Source organism: Parafrankia sp. BMG5.11 (genome assembly GCF_004337455.1).
Genome location: NZ_SJXI01000013.1, coordinates 145,707 through 165,228, shown reverse-complemented (window position 1 = coordinate 165,228; position 19,522 = coordinate 145,707). Strand labels below are relative to the sequence as shown.

At 66.3% G+C, this 19,522-nt stretch carries 21 protein-coding genes, 1 tRNA gene and 1 riboswitch; of the genes, 14 read left to right on the top strand and 8 right to left on the bottom strand.

Annotated elements, in window-relative coordinates; all coding sequences use genetic code 11:
- Positions 1-65: 65 nt before the first annotated feature.
- A complete protein-coding gene (locus tag E0504_RS07765; protein WP_207912298.1) occupies positions 66-953 on the top strand; it encodes an SDR family oxidoreductase in 888 nt (295 codons plus the stop codon).
- 17 nt (positions 954-970) lie between these two features.
- Here the strand turns inward: E0504_RS07765 and E0504_RS07760 are convergent, their stop codons facing one another.
- Positions 971-1,780 (bottom strand): type II CAAX prenyl endopeptidase Rce1 family protein, encoded by an 810-nt coding sequence (locus E0504_RS07760; RefSeq protein WP_165938442.1) that lies wholly within the window; start codon positions 1,778-1,780, stop codon positions 971-973.
- Positions 1,781-1,804: 24 nt separating this feature from the next.
- Here E0504_RS07760 and E0504_RS07755 point away from each other — a divergent pair, with 24 nt between their 5' ends.
- The 6 genes from E0504_RS07755 (at position 1,805) to E0504_RS07730 (ending at position 5,232) form a co-directional block, all read left to right on the top strand.
- Positions 1,805-2,548 carry a YebC/PmpR family DNA-binding transcriptional regulator gene (locus E0504_RS07755; protein ID WP_131622728.1) on the top strand — a complete coding sequence of 248 codons (744 nt, stop codon included), beginning with the start codon at positions 1,805-1,807 and terminating at the stop codon, positions 2,546-2,548.
- Positions 2,549-2,899 (top strand): DUF3147 family protein, encoded by a 351-nt coding sequence (locus E0504_RS52010; protein ID WP_131622726.1) that lies wholly within the window; start codon positions 2,549-2,551, stop codon positions 2,897-2,899.
- Entirely contained in the window at positions 2,896-3,363 is a 468-nt protein-coding gene (gene ruvC, locus E0504_RS52005) for a crossover junction endodeoxyribonuclease RuvC (RefSeq protein WP_131623058.1), read from the top strand. Before E0504_RS52010 ends, ruvC begins: the two co-directional genes overlap by 4 nt.
- A 159-nt stretch (positions 3,364-3,522) precedes the next feature.
- Positions 3,523-3,834: an antibiotic biosynthesis monooxygenase gene (locus E0504_RS07740; RefSeq protein ID WP_131622724.1), complete on the top strand. Its 312-nt coding sequence runs from the start codon at positions 3,523-3,525 to the stop codon at positions 3,832-3,834.
- Positions 3,831-4,178 carry an arsenate reductase gene (locus tag E0504_RS07735; protein ID WP_131622722.1) on the top strand — a complete coding sequence of 116 codons (348 nt, stop codon included), beginning with the start codon at positions 3,831-3,833 and terminating at the stop codon, positions 4,176-4,178. The genes E0504_RS07740 and E0504_RS07735 overlap by 4 nt, the downstream gene beginning before the upstream one ends.
- 31 nt (positions 4,179-4,209) lie before the next feature.
- Positions 4,210-5,232, top strand: a complete 1,023-nt coding sequence (locus E0504_RS07730; RefSeq protein ID WP_207912294.1) for a glycerophosphodiester phosphodiesterase family protein — start codon at positions 4,210-4,212, stop codon at positions 5,230-5,232.
- Here the strand turns inward: E0504_RS07730 and ubiG are convergent.
- On the bottom strand, positions 5,210-5,983 hold the full coding sequence (gene ubiG, locus E0504_RS07725) for a bifunctional 2-polyprenyl-6-hydroxyphenol methylase/3-demethylubiquinol 3-O-methyltransferase UbiG (RefSeq protein WP_131623056.1): 774 nt from the start codon (positions 5,981-5,983) through the stop codon (positions 5,210-5,212). The genes E0504_RS07730 and ubiG overlap by 23 nt on opposite strands.
- Positions 5,984-6,050: 67 nt before the next feature.
- On the opposite strand from ubiG, the gene E0504_RS07720 reads away from it, so the two are divergent.
- From E0504_RS07720 to E0504_RS07710, 3 genes are read left to right on the top strand one after another with little or no spacing between them, the layout of a single operon-like run.
- A complete protein-coding gene (locus E0504_RS07720) occupies positions 6,051-7,316 on the top strand; it encodes an aspartate kinase (RefSeq protein WP_243657456.1) in 1,266 nt (421 codons plus the stop codon).
- 10 nt (positions 7,317-7,326) lie between these two features.
- The gene (purT, locus tag E0504_RS07715; protein WP_131622716.1) at positions 7,327-8,490 is read left to right on the top strand and encodes a formate-dependent phosphoribosylglycinamide formyltransferase; all 1,164 of its coding nucleotides are present in this window, start codon (positions 7,327-7,329) and stop codon (positions 8,488-8,490) included.
- Positions 8,491-8,529: 39 nt separating this feature from the next.
- A complete protein-coding gene (locus E0504_RS07710; RefSeq protein ID WP_131622714.1) occupies positions 8,530-9,540 on the top strand; it encodes a nitronate monooxygenase family protein in 1,011 nt (336 codons plus the stop codon).
- A 2-nt stretch (positions 9,541-9,542) separates the two neighbouring features.
- Here the strand turns inward: E0504_RS07710 and E0504_RS07705 are convergent, their stop codons facing one another.
- The 3 genes from E0504_RS07705 to E0504_RS07695 form a co-directional block, all read right to left on the bottom strand.
- On the bottom strand, positions 9,543-9,926 hold the full coding sequence (locus E0504_RS07705) for a VOC family protein (RefSeq protein ID WP_131622712.1): 384 nt from the start codon (positions 9,924-9,926) through the stop codon (positions 9,543-9,545).
- A gap of 52 nt (positions 9,927-9,978) precedes the next feature.
- The gene (locus tag E0504_RS07700; RefSeq protein WP_131623054.1) at positions 9,979-10,542 is read right to left on the bottom strand and encodes a TMEM165/GDT1 family protein; all 564 of its coding nucleotides are present in this window, start codon (positions 10,540-10,542) and stop codon (positions 9,979-9,981) included.
- A 96-nt stretch (positions 10,543-10,638) separates the two neighbouring features.
- Positions 10,639-10,768, bottom strand: a riboswitch (yybP-ykoY riboswitch).
- A gap of 42 nt (positions 10,769-10,810) precedes the next feature.
- A complete protein-coding gene (locus tag E0504_RS07695) occupies positions 10,811-12,235 on the bottom strand; it encodes an aldehyde dehydrogenase family protein (protein WP_131622710.1) in 1,425 nt (474 codons plus the stop codon).
- A gap of 186 nt (positions 12,236-12,421) precedes the next feature.
- Between E0504_RS07695 and E0504_RS07690 the strand changes: the two genes are divergently transcribed.
- Positions 12,422-13,279, top strand: coding sequence for a dienelactone hydrolase family protein (locus E0504_RS07690; RefSeq protein ID WP_131622708.1), 858 nt, complete (start codon positions 12,422-12,424; stop codon positions 13,277-13,279).
- On the opposite strand, the gene E0504_RS07685 is transcribed toward E0504_RS07690, so the two are convergent.
- Positions 13,276-14,265: an aldo/keto reductase gene (locus E0504_RS07685; protein ID WP_131623052.1), complete on the bottom strand. Its 990-nt coding sequence runs from the start codon at positions 14,263-14,265 to the stop codon at positions 13,276-13,278. The two genes, E0504_RS07690 and E0504_RS07685, sit on opposite strands and share 4 nt — an antisense overlap.
- A gap of 38 nt (positions 14,266-14,303) precedes the next feature.
- Complete coding sequence (locus E0504_RS07680) at positions 14,304-16,403, bottom strand: TonB-dependent siderophore receptor (protein WP_131622706.1); 2,100 nt, start codon at positions 16,401-16,403, stop codon at positions 14,304-14,306.
- Positions 16,404-16,647: 244 nt separating this feature from the next.
- Between E0504_RS07680 and E0504_RS07675 the strand changes: the two genes are divergently transcribed.
- Together E0504_RS07675 and E0504_RS07670 are read left to right on the top strand one after the other, a co-directional pair.
- On the top strand, positions 16,648-17,649 hold the full coding sequence (locus E0504_RS07675; RefSeq protein WP_131622704.1) for an SPFH domain-containing protein: 1,002 nt from the start codon (positions 16,648-16,650) through the stop codon (positions 17,647-17,649).
- The gene (locus tag E0504_RS07670) at positions 17,649-18,140 is read left to right on the top strand and encodes an NfeD family protein (protein ID WP_131622702.1); all 492 of its coding nucleotides are present in this window, start codon (positions 17,649-17,651) and stop codon (positions 18,138-18,140) included. The genes E0504_RS07675 and E0504_RS07670 overlap by 1 nt, the downstream gene beginning before the upstream one ends.
- A 28-nt stretch (positions 18,141-18,168) precedes the next feature.
- Here the strand turns inward: E0504_RS07670 and E0504_RS07665 are convergent, their stop codons facing one another.
- A complete protein-coding gene (locus E0504_RS07665; protein WP_131622700.1) occupies positions 18,169-19,113 on the bottom strand; it encodes an NAD(P)H-binding protein in 945 nt (314 codons plus the stop codon).
- 161 nt (positions 19,114-19,274) lie between these two features.
- On the opposite strand from E0504_RS07665, the gene E0504_RS07660 reads away from it, so the two are divergent.
- Positions 19,275-19,361 (top strand) — tRNA-Leu (locus E0504_RS07660).
- Positions 19,362-19,522: the final 161 nt, after the last annotated feature.

The following is a 19,522-nucleotide window of genomic DNA, read 5'->3' as shown; positions in this document are numbered from 1 at the left end:
CGACGAAGCGGCGGAACGCGGGCGGGGGAGCGGCGGTTGGGATGGGTGAAAGGACACTCATCCCGATGACGCAAGATACCCAGGACCTCGAAACCGTCGACGCGGCCCACGTCGAGGAAACCAGCGAAGAACCCCGGATGCCGGGGCACGAAAGCCAGATGGACGACAAGCCCGACTGGCAGCCGCGTTACCCCGGCTCCGGGCGGCTGCAGGGCAAGGTGGCGATCGTCACCGGCGGCGACAGCGGCATCGGCCGCGCGACCGCGATCCTGTTCGCGCGCGAAGGCGCCAAGGTCGCGATCGCCTATCTGGAAGAGGACGACGACGCGCAGTTCGTCGCCGACCGGATTGCGGAAGAGGGCAGCGAGGCGCTGCTCCACCGGGGCGATCTGGGTGACCCGGCGGTTGGGCAGGCGCTGGTCGACAAGGTGATCGAGAAGTGGGGCCGGCTCGATGTGCTGGTCAACAACGCGGGCGAACAGCATCCCGACAAGGACATCCGCGACATCACCGTCGAACAGCTCCAGCGCACGTTCCAGACCAACATCTTTTCGATGTTCTACCTTGTCCAGGCGGCGCGGCCGCACCTCAAGGAAGGGGCATCCATCATCAACTGCACCAGCATCACGATGTACGCGGGCGAGAAGGAACTGCTCGATTATTCCAGCACCAAGGGCGCGATCACCGCGTTCACCCGGTCGCTGTCGGCCAACCTGATCGAGGACGGTATTCGGGTCAACGGCGTGGCGCCGGGGCCGATCTGGACCCCGCTCAATCCTTTCGGCGGTTCCTCGCCGGAAAAAATGAAAACCTTCGGCGAGGACACGCCGATGGGTCGGCCCGGCCAGCCCAACGAAGTTGCCCCTGCGTTCCTGTTCCTGGCGTGCGAGGATTCCAGCTACATGTCGGGGCAGGTGCTGCACCCCAACGGCGGGACGATTGTAAACGGGTAGGCGTCAACGGGTAACGATCACTCCAGTCCAAGCAGCATCAGGGATGCGAACAGGGCGTTGTGCAGCGCGTGCAGGCTGATGTTCGTCAGCAGGCCGCGCTGCACGCGCACGAACCCCAGGATCAGGCCCAGCAGCAACTGGGGCAGGACAAGTGGCAGCATGGCGGCCATCGACGCCGCGCCCGCGCCCGCGAAATTGGACAGGTGGATCGCGGCAAACGCGAGCGTGCTGGCATAAAAGAACCAGGCGAAGTGCCGCTGGAACCAGCGCAGCGCGTCCCGCTTGCGCAGGGCGAACACCGCGAGCGCGGCGAGCAGCAGCACCCCGCCGCCGGCGGCGATCGACCAGCCGGCGATGCTACCGCTGCCGGCCGCTCCCGCCGCGGCGCCGCCCGCCACCAGCGCCGCGCCAAGCACGCACAGCAGGCTGCCGATGATGTGGCCGGGCCGACCCGATAGCCAGCCACGGAACAGTATCTCTTCCCCCACCGGGGCACCCACCAGCATGAACGCGAGCAGCGCCGGGGTCAGCTCCAGCCCGCCGAGCATGTGTTCGGGCAGTTTGAAACCCAGCGCCGTCGCCGCGCCGATCGCGGCCAGCACCAGCGCCATCAGCAGCAGGTCAAGCACGAGCAGGGGCACCAGCGCGCGCAGCGATCCGGCCACCGACAGTTCGGCCCGATCGGGCAGCCGCGGGCGGCGCAGGAAAGCGGCGAACGCTCGCCACTGCGCCGGCACCCAGCCGAGGCCCGAACGCTGGCTGGTTTCTGGCGGCAGGGCGCCTCTTGTGGGTTGCCCGCTCATGCGGCTAATGCGCCCCCGTTCCATCTCACACTGGTCAAGAACGGACTTATGGCAGGCCATTCCAAGTTCAAAAACATCATGCACCGCAAGGGCGCGCAGGACAAGAAGCGCTCCGCGATGTTCTCGAAACTCAGCCGCGAGATCACGGTGGCCGCCAAGATGGGGGCGCCCGATCCGGACATGAATCCCCGGCTGCGGCTGGCGGTGAACAACGCGAAATCGCTGTCGATGCCCAAGGACAACATCCAGCGCGCGATCGACAAGGCGAACGCGAACGAAGGCGATGACTACGAGGAAATCCGCTACGAAGGATACGGCCCCGGCGGCGTCGCCCTGATCGTCGAGGCGCTGACCGACAACCGCAACCGGACCGCGACCAACGTGCGCACCGCGTTCGCCAAGAACGGCGGCAATCTGGGCGCCACTGGCGCGGTGAGCCACGGGTTCGAGCGCAAGGGCATGATCGAGTATCCGGGAAGCGCGGGCGATGAGGAAAAGGTCCTCGAAGCCGCGATCGAGGCGGGCGCGGACGATGTCGAGAGCGGCGAGGACGGGCACACCATCTGGACCGACATGGAAGCGTTGCACGAAGTGGCGGGCAACCTGGAAAAGGTGCTCGGCGAACCGGAATCGGTCAAGCTGGCGTGGAAGCCTAACCTGACGGTCGACGTCGCGGAAGGCGATGCGCCGACGCTGTTCAAGCTGGTCGACGCGCTGGAGGACGATGACGACGTGCAGACCGTGTGGGGCAACTACACCGTCAGCGACGAGATCGCCGAGACGCTTGGCTAGATGTGGGCGCTGGTCGCCAGGGCGCTGCTCGCCGGGGCGATGATCGCGGCCATCTCTGAAATCGGCCGGCGGCTGCCCGCGACCGCGGCGATCGTCGCCTCGCTGCCGCTGGTGTCGGTACTGGGCATGATCTTCCTGTGGCATCAACGGCCGGACGCGGAGAACATGGCGATCCATTCCGCGGCGACCTTCTGGTACGTGCTGCCCAGCTTGCCGATGTTCCTGGTCATTCCGGTACTGTTGCGGGCGGGCGCGGGCTTCTGGGGTTCGCTTCTGGCGGGCTGCCTGCTCACGGTGGTGCTCTACCTCGCGATGATGCATTTCGGCCCGCGGCTCGGGCTGCGGCTCTGATCATCCTCGGCCTCGATCCCTCGCTCAGTTGCACGGGCTGGGGCGTGGTGCGGGTCGAAGGCTCTCGGCTGACGCACGTCGCCAACGGACAGGTGCCGACCGATGCCAAGGCGCCGATGGCCGAGCGGCTGCACCACCTGCATGATGCGGTCGCCGCGCTGATCGCGGTCCACGCCCCCGACCGCGTCGGAATCGAGGAGGTGTTCGTCAACAAGAACCCGCAATCGACGCTCAAGCTCGCGCAGGCGCGGGGCGCGGTTCTCGCCGCCTGCGGGCGGGCGGGAGTGCCGGTGCGCGAGCACGCAGCGCGGCTGGTCAAGAAAGCGGTGGTCGGCACCGGCGCTGCGGAAAAGGCGCAGGTGCAGGCGATGCTCAAGGTGCTGCTGCCTGGCGTCGCAGTCGCCGGGGCCGATGCCGCCGATGCGCTGGCAGTGGCGATTGCCGACGCGCATCTGGGGGGATGATTTTCCTACTCGGCGCTGCTTTGCTAAGCCCGTTTCGATGAGCTTCCCCGCTGCCCTTCCTGCCATTCGAATAAGAGGCACGGGCGAGCCTGAGATTTCTGGTCCAGAACAGTGTGACACGTGTGACACTTCTCGCTCTGGCGGAGGGGGCCGCGGCTGATGTTCCTGGTCGTCTTCCGCAACCGCAAGCGCGCCGACCTGGATGCGGCCGCCTACTCGGCGGACGCCGACGAGATGGCCCGGATGGCGCGCGCCCAGCCCGGCTACCGCAGCTTCAAATCATACACCGCCGACGACGGCGAGGTGGTCGCGATCAGCGAGTGGGACGACGAGGCTTCGGCGCGAAGCTGGGGCCGCCTTGCCGAGCACCGCACAGTGCAGCACAAGGGCCGGACGAGTTACTACGCCAGTTACACGCTGTTCGCCTGCGCCGACCCGCGCATCCACCACTTTACCGGACCAGGATCATGACCATCGACTTCTACGGCATTCCCAACTGCGACACGGTGAAGAAGGCGCGGACCTGGCTCGACGCCAAAGGCACGGCGTATACCTTCCACGACTACAAGAAGGAGGGCGCCCATCAGGACCGCCTGCGGGCGTGGGTCCAGGCGGTGGGCTGGGAAAAGCTGCTCAACCGCGGCGGCACCACCTTTCGCCAGCTGGAGCCGGCGCAGAAGGAGCACCTCGATGCCGAAAAGGCGATTCGCCTGATGGCCGCGCATCCATCGATGATTCGCCGTCCGGTGATCGAATGCGGAGACGGCCTGCTGGTCGGCTTCGACGAGGCGGAATGGTCCGCGAAGCTCGGCTGAGGTTCGTCGCGGCGACAATATGGTAAGCTCGATGCGCATCTTCCTCGCACTCGCCGCCCTGGCGCTCGCCGTGCCGGCGCAGGCGCAGCTGATCATCGCGCATCGCGGCGCGAGCGGCGAGCGGCCGGAGCACACGCTGGCGGCGTACGAGCGCGCGATCGATGCGGGGGCGGACTTCATCGAGCCGGATCTGGTGGTGACCAAGGACCTCGTGCTGGTCGCCCGGCACGAGAACGAGCTGTCGGACACCACCGATGTCGGCTCGCGCGATGAATTCACCGATCGGCGCCGGAACAAGGAGATCGACGGTCGGCTGGTCAACGGCTGGTTTGCCGAGGACTTTACCCTTCCCGAGCTGCGGACGCTGCGGGCCCGCGAACGGCTGCCCGACCTGCGCCGCGCGAACGCCCGGTATGATGGCCTCTATCAGGTGCCGACCTTGGCGGAGATCATCGCGCTGGTCCGCGCCAAGGAGGCCGAGCGGGGGCACCGCATCGGCCTCTATCCCGAACTCAAGCATCCCACGTTTCTGCTTACCCAGGGGATCGACAGCGTCGATCTGTTGGTCACGGCTCTGGGCAAGAAAGGGCTGGATACGGCCGATGCGCCGGTCTTCATCCAGAGCTTCGAGGTGGCCCCGCTCAAACGGCTCGACAAGCTCACCGACGCGCGGCTGGTGCAGCTGGTATCTGCGGAAGGCGGTCCGGCGGACGAGGCGGCGGCTACCTATGCCGAAATGCTCACGGCGACGGGCCTGGGAGAGATCGCGAAGTACGCCGATGCGATCGGCGCGGAGCTGCGCCTGATCGCGGGCACCGACGGCAGGCCGACCGGTCTGGTCGAACAGGCGCACGGCGCCGGCCTGAAAGTCCACGCCTGGACCTTGCGCAAGGAAAACGCCTTTCTCCCCGAATCACTCAGAACAGGCAACGATCCCGCCGTAGCCGGCGATTACGCGGCCGCCTGGGGCGTGCTCGCCGCCGCCGGGGTCGACGGGGTGTTCACCGATGATCCGGCTTTGGCGGCGCCGCTCAGGCGGTCCGCACGGCCGTGACGATGTAGTTCAGTGACAGGTCGGGCGAGAGGTGCAGGCCTTTCCCCGGCGAGAAGGCGATGCCCCGCGGCTCGCCCATCGTTAGCCCGGCGTCCGCCAGCAGCGCGCGCAGTTCGTCAGGCGTGATGAAATCGTCCCACCGGTGCGTGCCGCGCGGGATCATGCCAGCCGCCTCGGCCGCGTCGACCAGCAGCAGCTGCGAACGCCGGGTGCGGTTGGGGGTGGAGAGGATCATCAGGCCGTCCGGCGCGAGCCGCGCGGCCAGATCGGTGACGAACGCCGGCTTGTCGGCGACATGCTCGATCACTTCCATCGCGGTGACGAGATCGAAGGCGCCGTCGACCAACCCCACCTCCCCCCCCAGATAACGGATGGGGAGGCCGACACCCTCGGCATGCGCCTGCGCGACAGCCGCGTTCTCGGGCGCGGCGTCGATCCCGGTCACCGCCGCGCCCAACCGGGCAAGCGGTTCGCACAGCAATCCCGCCCCGCACCCGACATCGAGCGCGGTCCGGCCAGCGAGCGGACGCACGGCGTCCTGCGGGACCTGCCAGTGCCGGTCGATCGCGTCGCGGATGAAGCCCAGCCGCACCGGGTTCAGGCGGTGGAGCATCGCGGACGAACCCCTGGGATCCCACCAGTCGGCCGCCAGCCGCCCGAAATGCGCGGCCTCTTCGGCGCGGATCGTCAGCCCCGCCTGCTTTGGTCGGAGCAAAGAATTGATATCGGCAGGCTCGGTTGCATCGGTCATGCCCACTGCGTAACAGCGCGGCCGAGGCACTTCCAGCAGGGGCGAACACAGCTTGGCGCGGATCGTGATGAAATTCGGCGGCACGTCGATGGCCGGGACCGAGCGCATCCGCCGCGTGGCCAACATCGTGCGCAAGCAGGCGGCGGGCGGCAACGAGGTCGCGGTGGTGGTCTCCGCAATGGCGGGCGAAACCGACCGGCTCGTAAATTTCTGCCGCGAGGCGAACCCGCTTTACGACCCAGCTGAGTATGACGTGGTGGTCGCGAGCGGAGAACAGGTCACCAGCGGCCTCCTCGCCCTGACCCTGCAGGCGCTGGGCTGCCGGGCGCGCTCGTGGTTGGGCTGGCAGGTGCCGATCCGCACGATCGAGGCGCACGCCAAGGCACGGATCGAGGATATCGACAGCGACGCGTTGCTCGCCAGCATGGCCGCGGGCGAGATCGCGGTCATCCCGGGGTTTCAGGGCGTCGGCCACGATGGCCGGGTGACCACGCTCGGGCGCGGCGGTTCCGATACTTCCGCGGTCGCGGTGGCGGCGGCGATCGGGGCCGACCGGTGCGACATCTACACCGATGTCGACGGGGTCTATACCACCGATCCCCGCATCGTCGCCAAGGCGCGCAAGCTGAAAGCGGTGACGTACGAGGAAATGCTCGAACTCGCGAGCGTGGGGGCCAAGGTGCTGCAGACCCGCTCCGTCGGCCTCGCAATGAAGGAGGGCGTGCGGGTGCAGGTCCTCTCGAGCTTCATCGGCGACGACGCGGTGCCCGCCGACGAGATTCCCGGCACGATGATCGTCTCGGAAAGCGAGATGGACGAAATATTGGAGAGAGGCGAAATGGAACGCCAGCACGTCACCGGCATCGCGCACGACAAGAACGAAGCCAAGATCATCCTCACCCGCGTGCCCGACAAGCCCGGCGCGGTGGCGAATATCTTCGAACCGCTCGCCGCAGCGAGCATCAACGTCGACATGATCATTCAGAACGTGGGCCGCGACAAGGGCGAGACCGACGTGACCTTCACCGTACCGATGACCGACCTCGCGCGGGCGCAGGCGCTGCTGGAGGACCGGCGCGACGAGATCGGGTTCAACCGGATCATCACCGACAGCAAGATCGCCAAGATCAGCGTCGTCGGCGTCGGCATGAAGAGCCACGCGGGCGTTGCCGCGACGATGTTCAAGAGCCTGGCCGAGCGGGCGATCAACATCCAGGCGATCTCCACCAGCGAGATCAAGGTCAGCGTCATGATCGACGAGGACGAGACCGAACTTGCCGTGCGCGTCCTTCACACCGCCTATGGCCTCGACGAGAGCGACGACGCAGCCTGAGGAACCGGTAATGAGCCATACGGCCACGATCCTGCTGCTCGGTTCGGGCGAGCTGGGGCGCGAGTTCGTGATCTCCGCCAAGCGGCTTGGCGCGCGCGTGATCGCCTGCGATGCCTACGACAACGCCCCGGCGATGCAGCTCGCCGATGCGCGTGAGGTGTTCTCCATGCTCGACGGCGCGGCCCTGCGCGCCGTGGCGGAGAAACATCGGCCTGACTTCATCGTGCCCGAGATCGAGGCGATCCGCACCGAAGTTCTCGCCGAGCTGGAGCGGGAAGGGCTGACCGTCGTGCCATCGGCCCGCGCGGCGCAGCTGACCATGAACCGGGACGCGATCCGCGATCTGGCGGCGGAGGAGCTGGGCCTTGTCACCTCGCGCTATCGGTATGCCGAAAGCCTGGAACAAGTGCGCGAGGCGGCGGCCTTCACCGGCTTTCCGTGCGTGATCAAGCCGGTCATGTCGTCGAGCGGCAAGGGCCAGTCGACGGTCCGCTCGGCTGATGAGCTTCAGGCCGCCTGGGACACGGCCGTGGCCGGCATGCGCGGCGACCGCGCGCGGGTGATCGTCGAGGCGTTCATCGCGTTCGATTACGAGATCACCCTGCTCACGGTGCGTCATCGCGGCGGGGTCAGCTTCTGCCCGCCCATCGGCCACCGGCAGGAGCGCGGCGATTACATGGAGAGCTGGCAGCCGATTCCGATGTCGGACGCTGCGCTCGCGGAGGCGCAGGATATGGCCCGCAAGGTGGTCGACAATCTCGGTGGCCACGGCTTGTTCGGCGTCGAGTTCTTCGTCGCCGGCGACCGGGTCATCTTTTCGGAGCTCAGCCCGCGTCCGCACGACACCGGCATGGTCACGCTGGCGAGCCAGAACCTGTCCGAATTCGACCTCCACGCCCGCGCGATCCTTGGCTTGCCGATCCCGCAGGAGATCCGCGCGCGTCCTGCCGCCTCGGCGGTGATCCTGGCTGACCGCGACAGCGAGACCCTGTCTTACAGCGGGCTGGCGGAAGCCTTGGCGGAGGACGGCACCGACCTGCGGATATTCGCGAAGCCGACCAGCCGGCCGCATCGGCGCATGGGCGTGGCGCTGGCGACGGCGAACGGCATCGACGAGGCGCGGCGCAAGGCGTGTGATGCCGCTGCCAAGGTCGCGATCCACTACGGCCGGTGATGGTTGCCGCACCGTCTTCGCGCGCCTAAGCGCCTCGCCATGAACAGCTATTCCAGAACGCACGCACTGATGGCGCGCGGCCGTGCGTTCCTTGGCAGCGAACATGCCATCCTGTGCGGCGCGATGAGCTGGGTGTCGGAGCGTAATCTCGTCTCCGCGATCAGCAATGCCGGCGGGTTTGGCGTGATCGCCTGCGGGGCGATGACGCCCGAACTGCTCGACGCGGAGATCGCCGCCACCAGGGCGCTGACCGACAAGCCGTTCGGGGTGAACCTCATCACCATGCACCCGCAACTGACCGACCTGATCGCGGTGTGCGGCAGGCATGGGGTCGGGCACGTGGTGCTGGCCGGCGGCATTCCGCCCAAGGGCAGCGTGGAGGCGATCAAGGCCTTCGATGCCAAAGTGATCGTGTTCGCGCCGACGCTGGCGCTGGCCAAGAAGCTGCTGCGATCAGGCGGTGACGCGCTGGTGATCGAGGGGATGGAGGCCGGCGGCCACATCGGCCCGGTCTCGACCAGCGTGCTGGCGCAGGAATTCCTGCCTGAACTGTCCGAGGATCACCTGGTGTTCGTCGCCGGCGGGATCGGGCGTGGCGAGGCGATCGCCGGATACCTTGAGATGGGCGCGGTCGGGGTCCAGCTCGGCACGCGCTTCGCCTGTGCCACCGAAAGCATCGCTCACCCCGATTTCAAGAAGGCCTTCTTCCGCGCCAGCGCGCGTGAGGCGGTCGCCAGCGTACAGGTCGATCCGCGCCTGCCGGTCATCCCGGTCCGCGCGCTCAAGAACAAGGGCACCGAACTCTTCACCGCCAAACAGCGCGAAGTGGCGCAGGCGCTGGATGGCGAAAGCCTGGAGATGGCCGAAGCCCAGCTGCAGATCGAACATTACTGGGCAGGAGCGCTGCGCCGCGCGGTGATCGACGGCGATATCGAGAACGGCAGCCTGATGGCGGGCCAGTCGGTCGGCATGGTCAAGGCGGAAGAGCCCGTGGCCGACATCATGGCCCAGCTGATGAGCCAGTGCGAGGCCGCGCTCGCCCGCCGCTGAGCTCAGGCCATTGGCTTGGGCTCCCACAATTCGATCTTGCGCCCGTCTAGGTCCATGACGTGCGCGAACCGGCCATTCGGTTCATCCAGGATTTGCATCACCGGTTGCACCCCTTCTCGCGCGCATCGCTCCAGCATCGCCGCCAAATCATCGACCATCAGGTTGATCATGAAGCGTTCTGCAGATGGCGCGAAATACTCTGTCTCGGCCTTGAACGGGCTGAACACGGTGCCGGAGCCCGGATGCGCCGCCGCGGTTTCAGGCAGGAATACCACGCCGCCCCAGTCCTCGAACGGTATGCCCAGCACGCGGCCATACCACTCCCGCGTCGCCGCAGGGTCGTTCGCTTTGAAGAAGATGCCGCCCACCCCGATCACCTGAGCCATCGTCCATTCCCTCCTGAAAGTGCGGCCATCCTACTCGCCTGTGGCGCAGCCGCTAGAGCGCATCGACCAGCATCCAGATACCGACGCCCACGAACAGTGCGGCGGCCGCGATGCGCACGGCATTCAACGACACGCGCCTGATCAGCGCATTGCCCAGCAGCACGGCGGGTACGTTGGCGATCATCATGCCGATCGTGGTTCCTGCCGCGACCGCCAGCACGTCGTGATACCGGGCGCCTAGGGCAACCGTGGCGAGCTGGGTCTTGTCCCCCATCTCGACCAGGAAAAAGGCGACCAGCGTGGTGACGAACGCACCGCGCGCGGTGACTGCTGGCGCATCGCCCTCTTCGAACCTGTCAGGCACAAGCGTCCACAGGCCCATCGCGACAAAGCTGAGCGCCACGATGATGCGGAACGTCTGCCCCGCAAAGAAGTCCGCCGCCAGGCTACCGGCCCAGGCGGCGAGGGCATGGTTGAGAAGTGTCGCCACGAAGATGCCGGCGATGATTGGCAAAGGGCGGCGGAAGCGGGTGGCGAGCACGATAGCCAGCAGCATGGTCTTGTCGCCGATCTCGGCGAGCGCGACCAGGGCCGTGGAGGTGAGCAGGGGTTCCAGCACTGTGGTGTTCCGGCGCCGGGCGGGTGAAACAAGCAACGGCACCGCGGCCCACCCGCCCGGCTTGGCGGGGGCGCGATGCCATTGGTCTTGCCTGGACTGCGCAAGGGCGGCCGTGGCCGCCGTCGCAATCCCCCTGCCGCCATGACCTCTCGGTCAAGTATGTTGACGGCGGGGCGGACACCGCGGGCGATGTCCTTCGGGCTACTCCCCAGATGACGGGGGCGCGATTAGAGCAACCCCCGTCTCCAGTCGAGTCCTGGTTGCATCAGGCGAACGCGTCTTTCTTGACGGTGATCACCTGCGCGTAGGTGAACTCCTTCAATCCCTCCACGCCGTACTCGGCGCCAAAGCCTGACTGCTTGTGCCCGCCGAACGGAGCGAACGGCGACAGGTGCAGGTATTCGTTGACCCAGACGGTGCCGGTTTCCAGCTGTTCGGCTATCTCGACACCCTTGGCCGGATCGGCGGTCCACACCGCGCCGGCGAGGCCGTATTCCGAGTTGTTGGCCCGGGCGATCGCTTCCTCGGTCGTTGCGAACTTCATCAGCGGCATGACCGGGCCGAACTGTTCCTCCGCCACGATCCGCGCGTCCTCGGGCGGATTGTCGAGGATGGTGATAGGCACGTAGTAGCCGGTGCCCGACGGGTCGACATCGCCGCCGGTCAGGAACTTGTAGCCGTTGTCCTTAGCATCCTGGATCAGTTCGCACACGCGGTCGAACTGCTTCTTGTTCTGGATCGGGCCGACGCCGGTGCCCTGCTGCGCCCCGTCGCCGACGGTTACGTTCTTCGCGTAATCGGCGATGGCCTGCGACAGTTCGTCGTAGATGTCCTCGTGGATGTAGATGCGCTTCGCCGCGACGCAGATCTGGCCCGCGTTGGAAAAGCTCGACCAGAACAGCTGTTCGGCGACCTTGGACACATCGGCATCGGGCAGCACGATCGAGGCGTCATTGCCGCCCAGTTCCAGCGTGATGCGCTTCAGATCCTTGGACGCGCCTTCCATGATCTTCTTCCCCGTTGCGGTGGAGCCGGTGAAGGTGATCTTGTCGATGTCCGGGTGCTCGGTGATCAGCGGGCCAAGAGTGTCTTCGCCGGTGATGATGTTGACCGTCCCGGCGGGCACCACGTCCTTGATCAATTCGGCGATGCGCAGCGTGGTCAGCGGCGTAAACGGGCTGGGCTTGAGCACGATGGTGCAGCCCGACAGCAGAGCCGGCGCGATCTTCTGGATCGCCATCATCACGGGGAAGTTCCACGGCACGATCCCGCCGACCACGCCCACCGGCACGCGGCGGGTGCGGCTAAGGCGCTGCTCGTCGTCCTGGTTGATGACTTCATCGAGGTTGAGCGTCGACTGCGCGGCGGCCATGCCGGCGGCACCGAACACCTCCATCTGCGCCTGCGCGTGCGGCTTGCCCTGCTCGGTCGTAAGCAGGCGGAACAGTTCGTCGGCGTTGTCCTTGATCGCGGCGGAGATGCCCTGGATCACCTTGCGGCGCTCGTCGATCGGGGTGGCCTTCCACGTCTTGAATGCCCGGCGGGCAGCGGCCACCGCACGGTCAAGTTCCTCTTTGCCGCACGAGGGTACGAGCGCGATCACCTGCTCGTTGGCGGGATTCAGCACCTCCATCGTCGCGTCGGTGGTGATGAGTTCGCCGTCGATCAGGCAGGGATAGGTCTCGGGCATCGGTCTCTCCGCTAGTCAGTGGAATCGGTTTCGCGCGGCAACCTACCATGCCGATGCACAGCGCCAAGCGGTTATTGGCTGCGGTCATACCGCCTAAAGCCGGTATCGACTTTTCCCGCGATGTCTTGTTGTGGACCCATCGCCGGGCGCTGCTAAGCTGGGCGAAACAGACAGGAGAGACTGGCGATGTGCGACCAAACCGATCTGGAACAGTTTGCCAAGCGGGGCATGACCCGGCGCGGGTTCGCCGCCACCGGCGCGCTGGCCGGCCTGGCCGCCTGCACCTCGCTGGAGAGCGGCACCGGCGGGAGCGGCCTGACCGAAAGCATGGTCACCATCTCCACCGCCGACGGGGCCATGGACGCGTTCTTCGTACATCCGGCTAAAGCGGCACCGGCCGTGATTCTGTGGCCCGACATCGCGGGGGTGCGTGAAGCGAAAAAGGTCATGGCGCGCCGGCTTGCGAGCGAAGGCTACGCGGTGATCGTGCCGAACCCCTATTTCCGCGACGTGACCGCGATGCAGTTCGCCGATTTCGCCGATTTCGTGGCGCAGAAGGGGTTCGAGAAAGTGGCGCCGTGGCGCGCCAAGGTGTCATTCGAAACCATCACCCGCGACGCGCGCGCGCTCACAGCCTGGCTCGACGGGCAAAAGGCCGTGGACCGGACACGAGGCATCGGCAACCAGGGCTACTGCATGACCGGCAGCTACACGATCTACAGCGCGGCAGCGGCGCCGCAGCGGGTCAAGGCGGCGGCGAGTTTCCACGGCGGCGGCCTGGTGTCGGACAAACCGACCAGCCCGCATCGCATGTTGCAGTCCGGTGCCGGCTACCTGATTGCGATCGCGCGCGACGATGATGCCAAGCAGCCGTCCGCGAAGACCGAACTGCGCCAGGCGTTGACCGCCTCCGGCGCGGCGGGAGAGGTCGAGGTGTATCCTGCCGACCACGGTTGGTGCGTGCCCGATAGTCCGGCCTACGACCCGGTCCAGGCCGATCGCGCCTGGGGCCAGCTGCTGGCGCTATACGCGCGCCAGCTTTAGGCAAACTCCTCGGTATCGACCGATGCCTGCGCCGCGGGTGAGTAACGCGGGCCGCTGACGCTATCCTGGTTGATCAGCGTGCCCGCCTGCTCCAGCAGGCCCGCGGGCACGTCGAGCGACAGGGTGGCGAAGTTCTCCTCCAGGTGGGCGCTGCTGGTGGTGCCGGGGATCACGTGCACGTGAGGCCCCTGCGCCAACAGCCAGGCGAGCGCGAGTTGCGCGGGAGTGATGCCCGCTTGCGCTGCCAGCGCATCGAACTGGTCGATCAGCGCCCGGTTTTTCGGCCAGTTGTCCTGGTCGAAGCGGGGCATCGTCCGCCGCAGGTCCTTGTCCCAAAGCGTGCCGGGATCGCGCAATTCGCCGCCCAGCGCGCCGCGCGCCAACGGCGAAAACGCCACGAATGCGATGCCGAGTTCACGCGTAGTCTCGAGCACTGCGATCTCGGGGTTGCGGGTCCACAGCGAGTATTCGGTCTGCACGGCGGCCATCGGGTGCACGGCATGGGCTTCGCGGATGTGATCGGCGCCCCATTCTGAGACGCCATAAGCGCCGATCTTGCCCGCTGCGATGGCTCCCGCCAGCGCCCCGACCATGTCCGCCACCGGCACCTTGCGGTCCAGCCGGTGCATGTAGAACAGGTCGATATGGTCAGTCTTCAGCCGCGCCAGGCTCTCATCGAGCGCGGCGAGCATCGCTTCGGGGCGGCAGTCGATCCCGCGCCCCGCACCCTGCACGACGATGCCGGTCTTGCTGGCGAGCAGGAAGTCGCCGCGCCGGTGCATGATCGCTTCGCCCAGCAGCGTCTCGTTGCGGCCAAGGCCGTAGATGTTTGACGTGTCGAAGTGATCGTAGCCCAGGTCGAGCGCACGCTCCAGCAGGCGGATCTTGTCGGCGTGCGGCGGCGGATCTCCATAAGCCCACGACAGGTTCATGCAGCCGAGGCCCACGGGGTGGACCATGCGACCGGCGAGTGCGCGCTTCTTCATGCGCACGCTCTATCGTGCAGCGTTGGGAGGGGGAAGGACTAGAAGTTGCCGCGCACCGATACGCTGAAGATCGGTCCGATCAGGCGGTCGCGATCCTCGATGAAGGAGATCGGGGTCACCCCGCGAAGGCCCGTGTAGACTTCGCGGTAGCGGCGGGACCGGGCGTTGAGAATGTTATCGACCGCGGCCCTCACGGTCAGCCCGGCCACATCCTTGTTCTCCACGAACACGCCCGCGAACACCGGCCCTTCCCAGGTCCGATCGACCGAATTGCTGCGATAGCGCGGTTCGAAATGGGTATAATTGGCATCGGCGCCGAAGGCCCAGTCGGTTTGCGGCATGTCGTAGCGCAAGGCCACGTTGAGCTGTCGGGTGGCGAAATTGCTCCACTGGCGATTCTCGCCGGTGAACGGATCGCGCAGTCCGGATTCCTGGATCACACCCGTCACATCGAGCTTCAGCCCCTTGAGCCCCATGGGATCAAACTTGATGGTGCTGGTGGAAATGAACGCTGCCGCCCAGCTCTTGGCGATGTTGCCGACCGCTTCGCCCCCGCCAGCGACGGGGATGATGTCCACGTAATCCTCAACATCGCGGTAGATCATGCGGAACTGCTGCGAGCCCCAAGGGCCCAGCTTCTTGTTGAATTCGGCTTCGTAGCTCCAGTCCTGCTGCGGACGCAGGTCGATGTTACCTTCGTTGGCATTCCCGTCGTTGAGGAATGCGCGGGCCAGGAAGTTGTAGAAATTCAGCTGCAGCACGCGGCGGCGGATCTTGAGCGAAGCGTCGAAGTCCTCGCTCGGTTTCCAGGCGAGGGAAAGCGTGCCCTTGGGCCGAAAAAACGAGCGTGTCAGGCCGTTCGCCCCGGTCTGTGCGATCGTCGAAGTCTCCGCGCCGCCGATCAGCTGGAACGACAGCGTGTCGGTCAGCTTGCGGCCGAAACTCAGCAGCGCCTCGTAGCGGTCTTCCTTCACTCCTCCGGTCCCCTCGGGGAACGGGATTTCAGTGAACTCGCCCGAAGGGGCGAGCACGAACAGGCCCGAGACGTTATCCAGCGTGTTGAACGCCGCTTCACCCGAAAGCTGCCAGTCGCCGCCGAACATCTTCCAGCTGTATTCGCCGCGCGCGACGGTCTCAGCGAGGTTGCCGGTCTGCGTGAAGCGATCGCCCACGGCAGCGGTGCCGTCGTCGAATTCGGTCAGGGTCTGCTGCAGGTAAGGCTCGTGACTATAGCTCCGCAGGCCGATCAGCTTGAGCTTGCCGGGGCCAAGGCCGAACTCGTAATCTCCGCCCAGCTCGTAATTCCAGGTGTCGTTGCGCTCGATCAGGGTACGAACCCGGTCCGGTAGCCCCGGCAACTGGCGCAAACCCCGCTCGTCGTAGCGCGAATAGGTGCGCTGGTAGTGCGCGTTCGCGTGCGCCACGCTGCCTCCCGCGCCGTTCCAGGTCACTTTGCCCGAAATCTTGGGTGCATCATAATTGCTCGTCCACGTATCGGACCGCAGTTCGGTAAGTACATTGCCCCGATCGAGGATCCGCGTGGGCCCGCCCGCCGCGCTGCGCCCCGCATCGCTGTTGTCGATGCCGGCTTCGTACTCGAGCGCCCCGCTGCGCCCGCTGACCGACACGCTACCACGGGTAAACAGCGGATCGGCATAATGCGCGCGCACCTGGCCGGTCCAGGCAAACTGCCCCGACAGAGCGTTCGACTGATACACGATGTTGGCGACCTGGCCCGACAAGCCGGGGATGTCGAGCGTGGCGCCATCGACGATCTCGATCCGCTCCACGTTGGTGGCGGGAATGCGGGTAAGCAGGTTGAACAGCGATTCCGATTTGGTCGAGGACCGCTTGCCGTTGAACAGCACGTTGCCGGTCGCCTGGCCCAACCCGCGCAATTGCTCGCTTTCGCGAATATTGAAGCCGGGAATCTGCTGGATCATGTCGGCCGCGGTCTTGGGCGCGTAGCGGGTGAAATCAGCCGGCGTGTAGACCTGCCGGCCCGCGGGCGCCTCGGTGGGCGAGGCGACCTCGGTCGACTGGGGCGGGGCGGCGTCACCGGTCTCCACGTCCTGCGCCGCAGCCGGCGACACGAAGGCTGCGCTGCACAGCAACGTGGCAGCCACGGTCAACTTCATAGATCTGTCTCCATCGTGCGTCGCCGCACTTCTTCCCTGCGATTCAGCTACTTCTCTTGGTGATGGCGCGCGCTACACGCTCGACGAGCGGCACGTTTCGTTCGACGACGGATGTAGTCGATCGACAAGCAACAGGAAGCGTGGGGGCAGCTTGCGGAGGATGTGACGCGCGACGGCCGCGGTCCGGTTTTGCTTGCGGGCAGGCCCCCGGACGCTACGATATCTTTCGCTCAAGGAGGAAATTTTGGCCCTTACTCTTATCCTGATTGTCGCCGTGCTGGTGATCTTCCTGCTCAGTTCGGTGCGAGTGGTGCGGCAGGGGTATGTCTATACGATCGAGCGCTTCGGGCGCTTTACCAAGTCGGCCAATCCCGGACTGCACATCATCACCCCCTTCGTCGACCGCGTCGGGCAGAAGGTGAACATGATGGAGCAGGTGCTCGATATTCCGGGCCAGGAAATCATCACCGCCGACAACGCGATGGTCGGGGTCGATGCGGTCGTGTTCTTTCAGGTGCTCGACGCCGGCAAGGCGGCGTACGAGGTGCACAACCTGTACGGTGCCATCATGGCGATCACGACCACCAACCTGCGCACCGTGATGGGTTCGATGGACCTCGACGAAACGCTGTCCAAGCGCGACGAGATCAACGCTCGCCTGCTGGGCGTGGTCGATCATGCAACCTCCCCCTGGGGCATCAAGATCACCCGCGTGGAGATCAAGGACATTCGCCCGCCGCTCGACATTTCCGAAGCGATGGCCCGGCAGATGAAGGCCGAGCGCCTCAAGCGCGCCGAAATCCTCGAAGCGGAAGGCGAACGCGCCAGCCGCATCCTGCGTGCGGAGGGTGAGAAGCAGTCGGCGATCCTGTCGGCCGAGGGCAAGAAGGAAGCCGCCTTCCGCGACGCCGAAGCGCGCGAGCGTTCGGCCGAGGCGGAGGCGCAGGCTACCCGCGCGGTCTCCGATGCGATCGCCCAAAGCGGCAACCAGGCGATCAACTACTTTATCGCTCAGGAGTATACCAAGGCGGTCGGCAAGTTCGCCACCAGTCCCAACGCCAAGACGATCCTGTTCCCGGTCGAGGCCACCCAGCTGATCGGTTCGCTCGGCGGTATCGGTGAACTGGTGCGAGAAGCGATCAAGCCGGCCGAAGGCGCACAACCCCCCGCTTCGCCGCCAAGCAACGGCGTCCCGCTTCCGCGCCCGCGCGCGGCCGTGCCCCGTACTGGGGACGAAAACCGCTGATGGACTGGCTGACCGATATCGATGCTGCCTGGGCGTGGATTGCCTTCGGCCTCGTCCTCGCAGGTCTCGAGATGATCGTGCCCGGCGTGTACCTGATCTGGCTCGCGCTCGCCGCGCTCGCCACCGGCGCGCTGACGATGGTGTTCGATTTCGGCGTGCCGCTGCAGATTGTCGAGTTCGTTTCCCTGTCGCTGATCGCGGTTTTCACCGCCCGGCGGATTTTCGGCGAGCAGCCGATCGAGAGCAGCGATCCGCTGATGAACGACCGGCTGGGGCGGCTCGTGGGCCAGACCGGCACCGTTGCCCAGGCGATCGAGCATGGCGAAGGCCGCGTGACACAAGGGGACAGTCAGTGGCCCGCGCGCGGCCCTGAGATGGCTGCCGGGACGCGGGTACGGATCGTGGGATCCGATGGCGGCACGCTGATCGTCGAACCGCTCACGCTGCTCGCTGATGAAGGAACGGCCCCGCCCAGCACGAGTGCGGGTTAAGGGACGGTAGCTTGGCGGCGACCGTGGGTTAGCCGACAAGCTTCTCGTTGAAACGTCCGTGCCTGCGATAGCGGGTCATCCAGCGATCCAGAAACAGCCCGAGCGGGCGCGGGACGATACCGAAGGCGTCGATCCCGGGCAGCGCCCCTGACGGGCGATTGCCAGCCTGCAGCAGCGTCCACTGGTCGGTGTTCATTGGCGTCCCCGGAAGCATGGCGAATAGCGCGGATACGCCGTCCGGGAGCGGGATGAAGGTGCGATCGCGCCTCTGGCTGGCGGCGATCCGGCGGTTTAGGTCGAGCATGGTGATGCTCTCGGGGCCGGCGATCTCGTAGATCTTGCCGCCATAGGATTGCGGCGCGCCCAGCGCCACCGCCACCGCCTCGGCCGCGTCATCCACGAACAGCGGCTGCAGCGGCGCATGAGGGGCGAAGACCGGCAGCACTGGCAGCGCACCGATAAGCCGCGCAAACATCTGGACGAAGTTATCGTCTTCACCGAACAGCACGCTCGGCCGCAGGACCGTCGCCTGAGGGAAGGCATCGAGAACGACCGCCTCGCTTTCGGCTTTCGCGCGGGCGTAGCCGGCCGGAGAGCTCGCGTCGGCCCCGATGGCGCTCAAATGCACCATCGCCTCGCAACCAGCCGCCGCTGCCGCCTGCGCGATGTTGCGGGCGCCGCCGCATATCGTGCCCATCACATCGCCCGAAAACGTGCCGACCAGGTTCACCACCGCATCCGCGCCAGCAATCGCCTGCGCAACGCTGTCAGGACGGGTCGCATCGCAGCGCGCAGCCTGGATTTGGCCAAGCTGCGCCAAAGGTTTGAGGCGGCGGGCGGTTTCCGGGTGGCGGCTCGCCACGCGGATCCGGGCGCCACGCCCCAGCAGGGCACCGGCCAGGTGGTTGCCGACAAAGCCGCTCCCGCCGACGATCGTGACCAGTTTGCCATACAGGGGATCGCGTCGTGACATGCTTTCATCGCCTTGGGAGTAATTCGCTCGCGCCCTGCCGCAATCGCTTCCCTGCCGCAACCGGCTTGCAACGCAAAGCACGAGTTGACAACCGCGCCCGCCCCCCGCTATCGGCCCCCGCCTACCCGGCGGCCGGACGCAGTTGACCAGCCGCCACGTGTGCCCAGATGGCGGAATTGGTAGACGCACCGTCTTCAGGTGGCGGCGCTCGCAAGGGCGTGGAGGTTCGAGTCCTCTTCTGGGCACCACTTGTTCTTCCGCCGGGATCCGTCGGCGGTGAGCACACCCTCTCGGTAATAGCACAGAAGTTTAGCCGCCTTGGTCGCTAGTGGGCGGCCCAAAGATACTTTGGCCGAAACGAGCCTTTGTCTGACGCCACTTGGGTGGCGGCTCGCGCTCGGCTGCAATT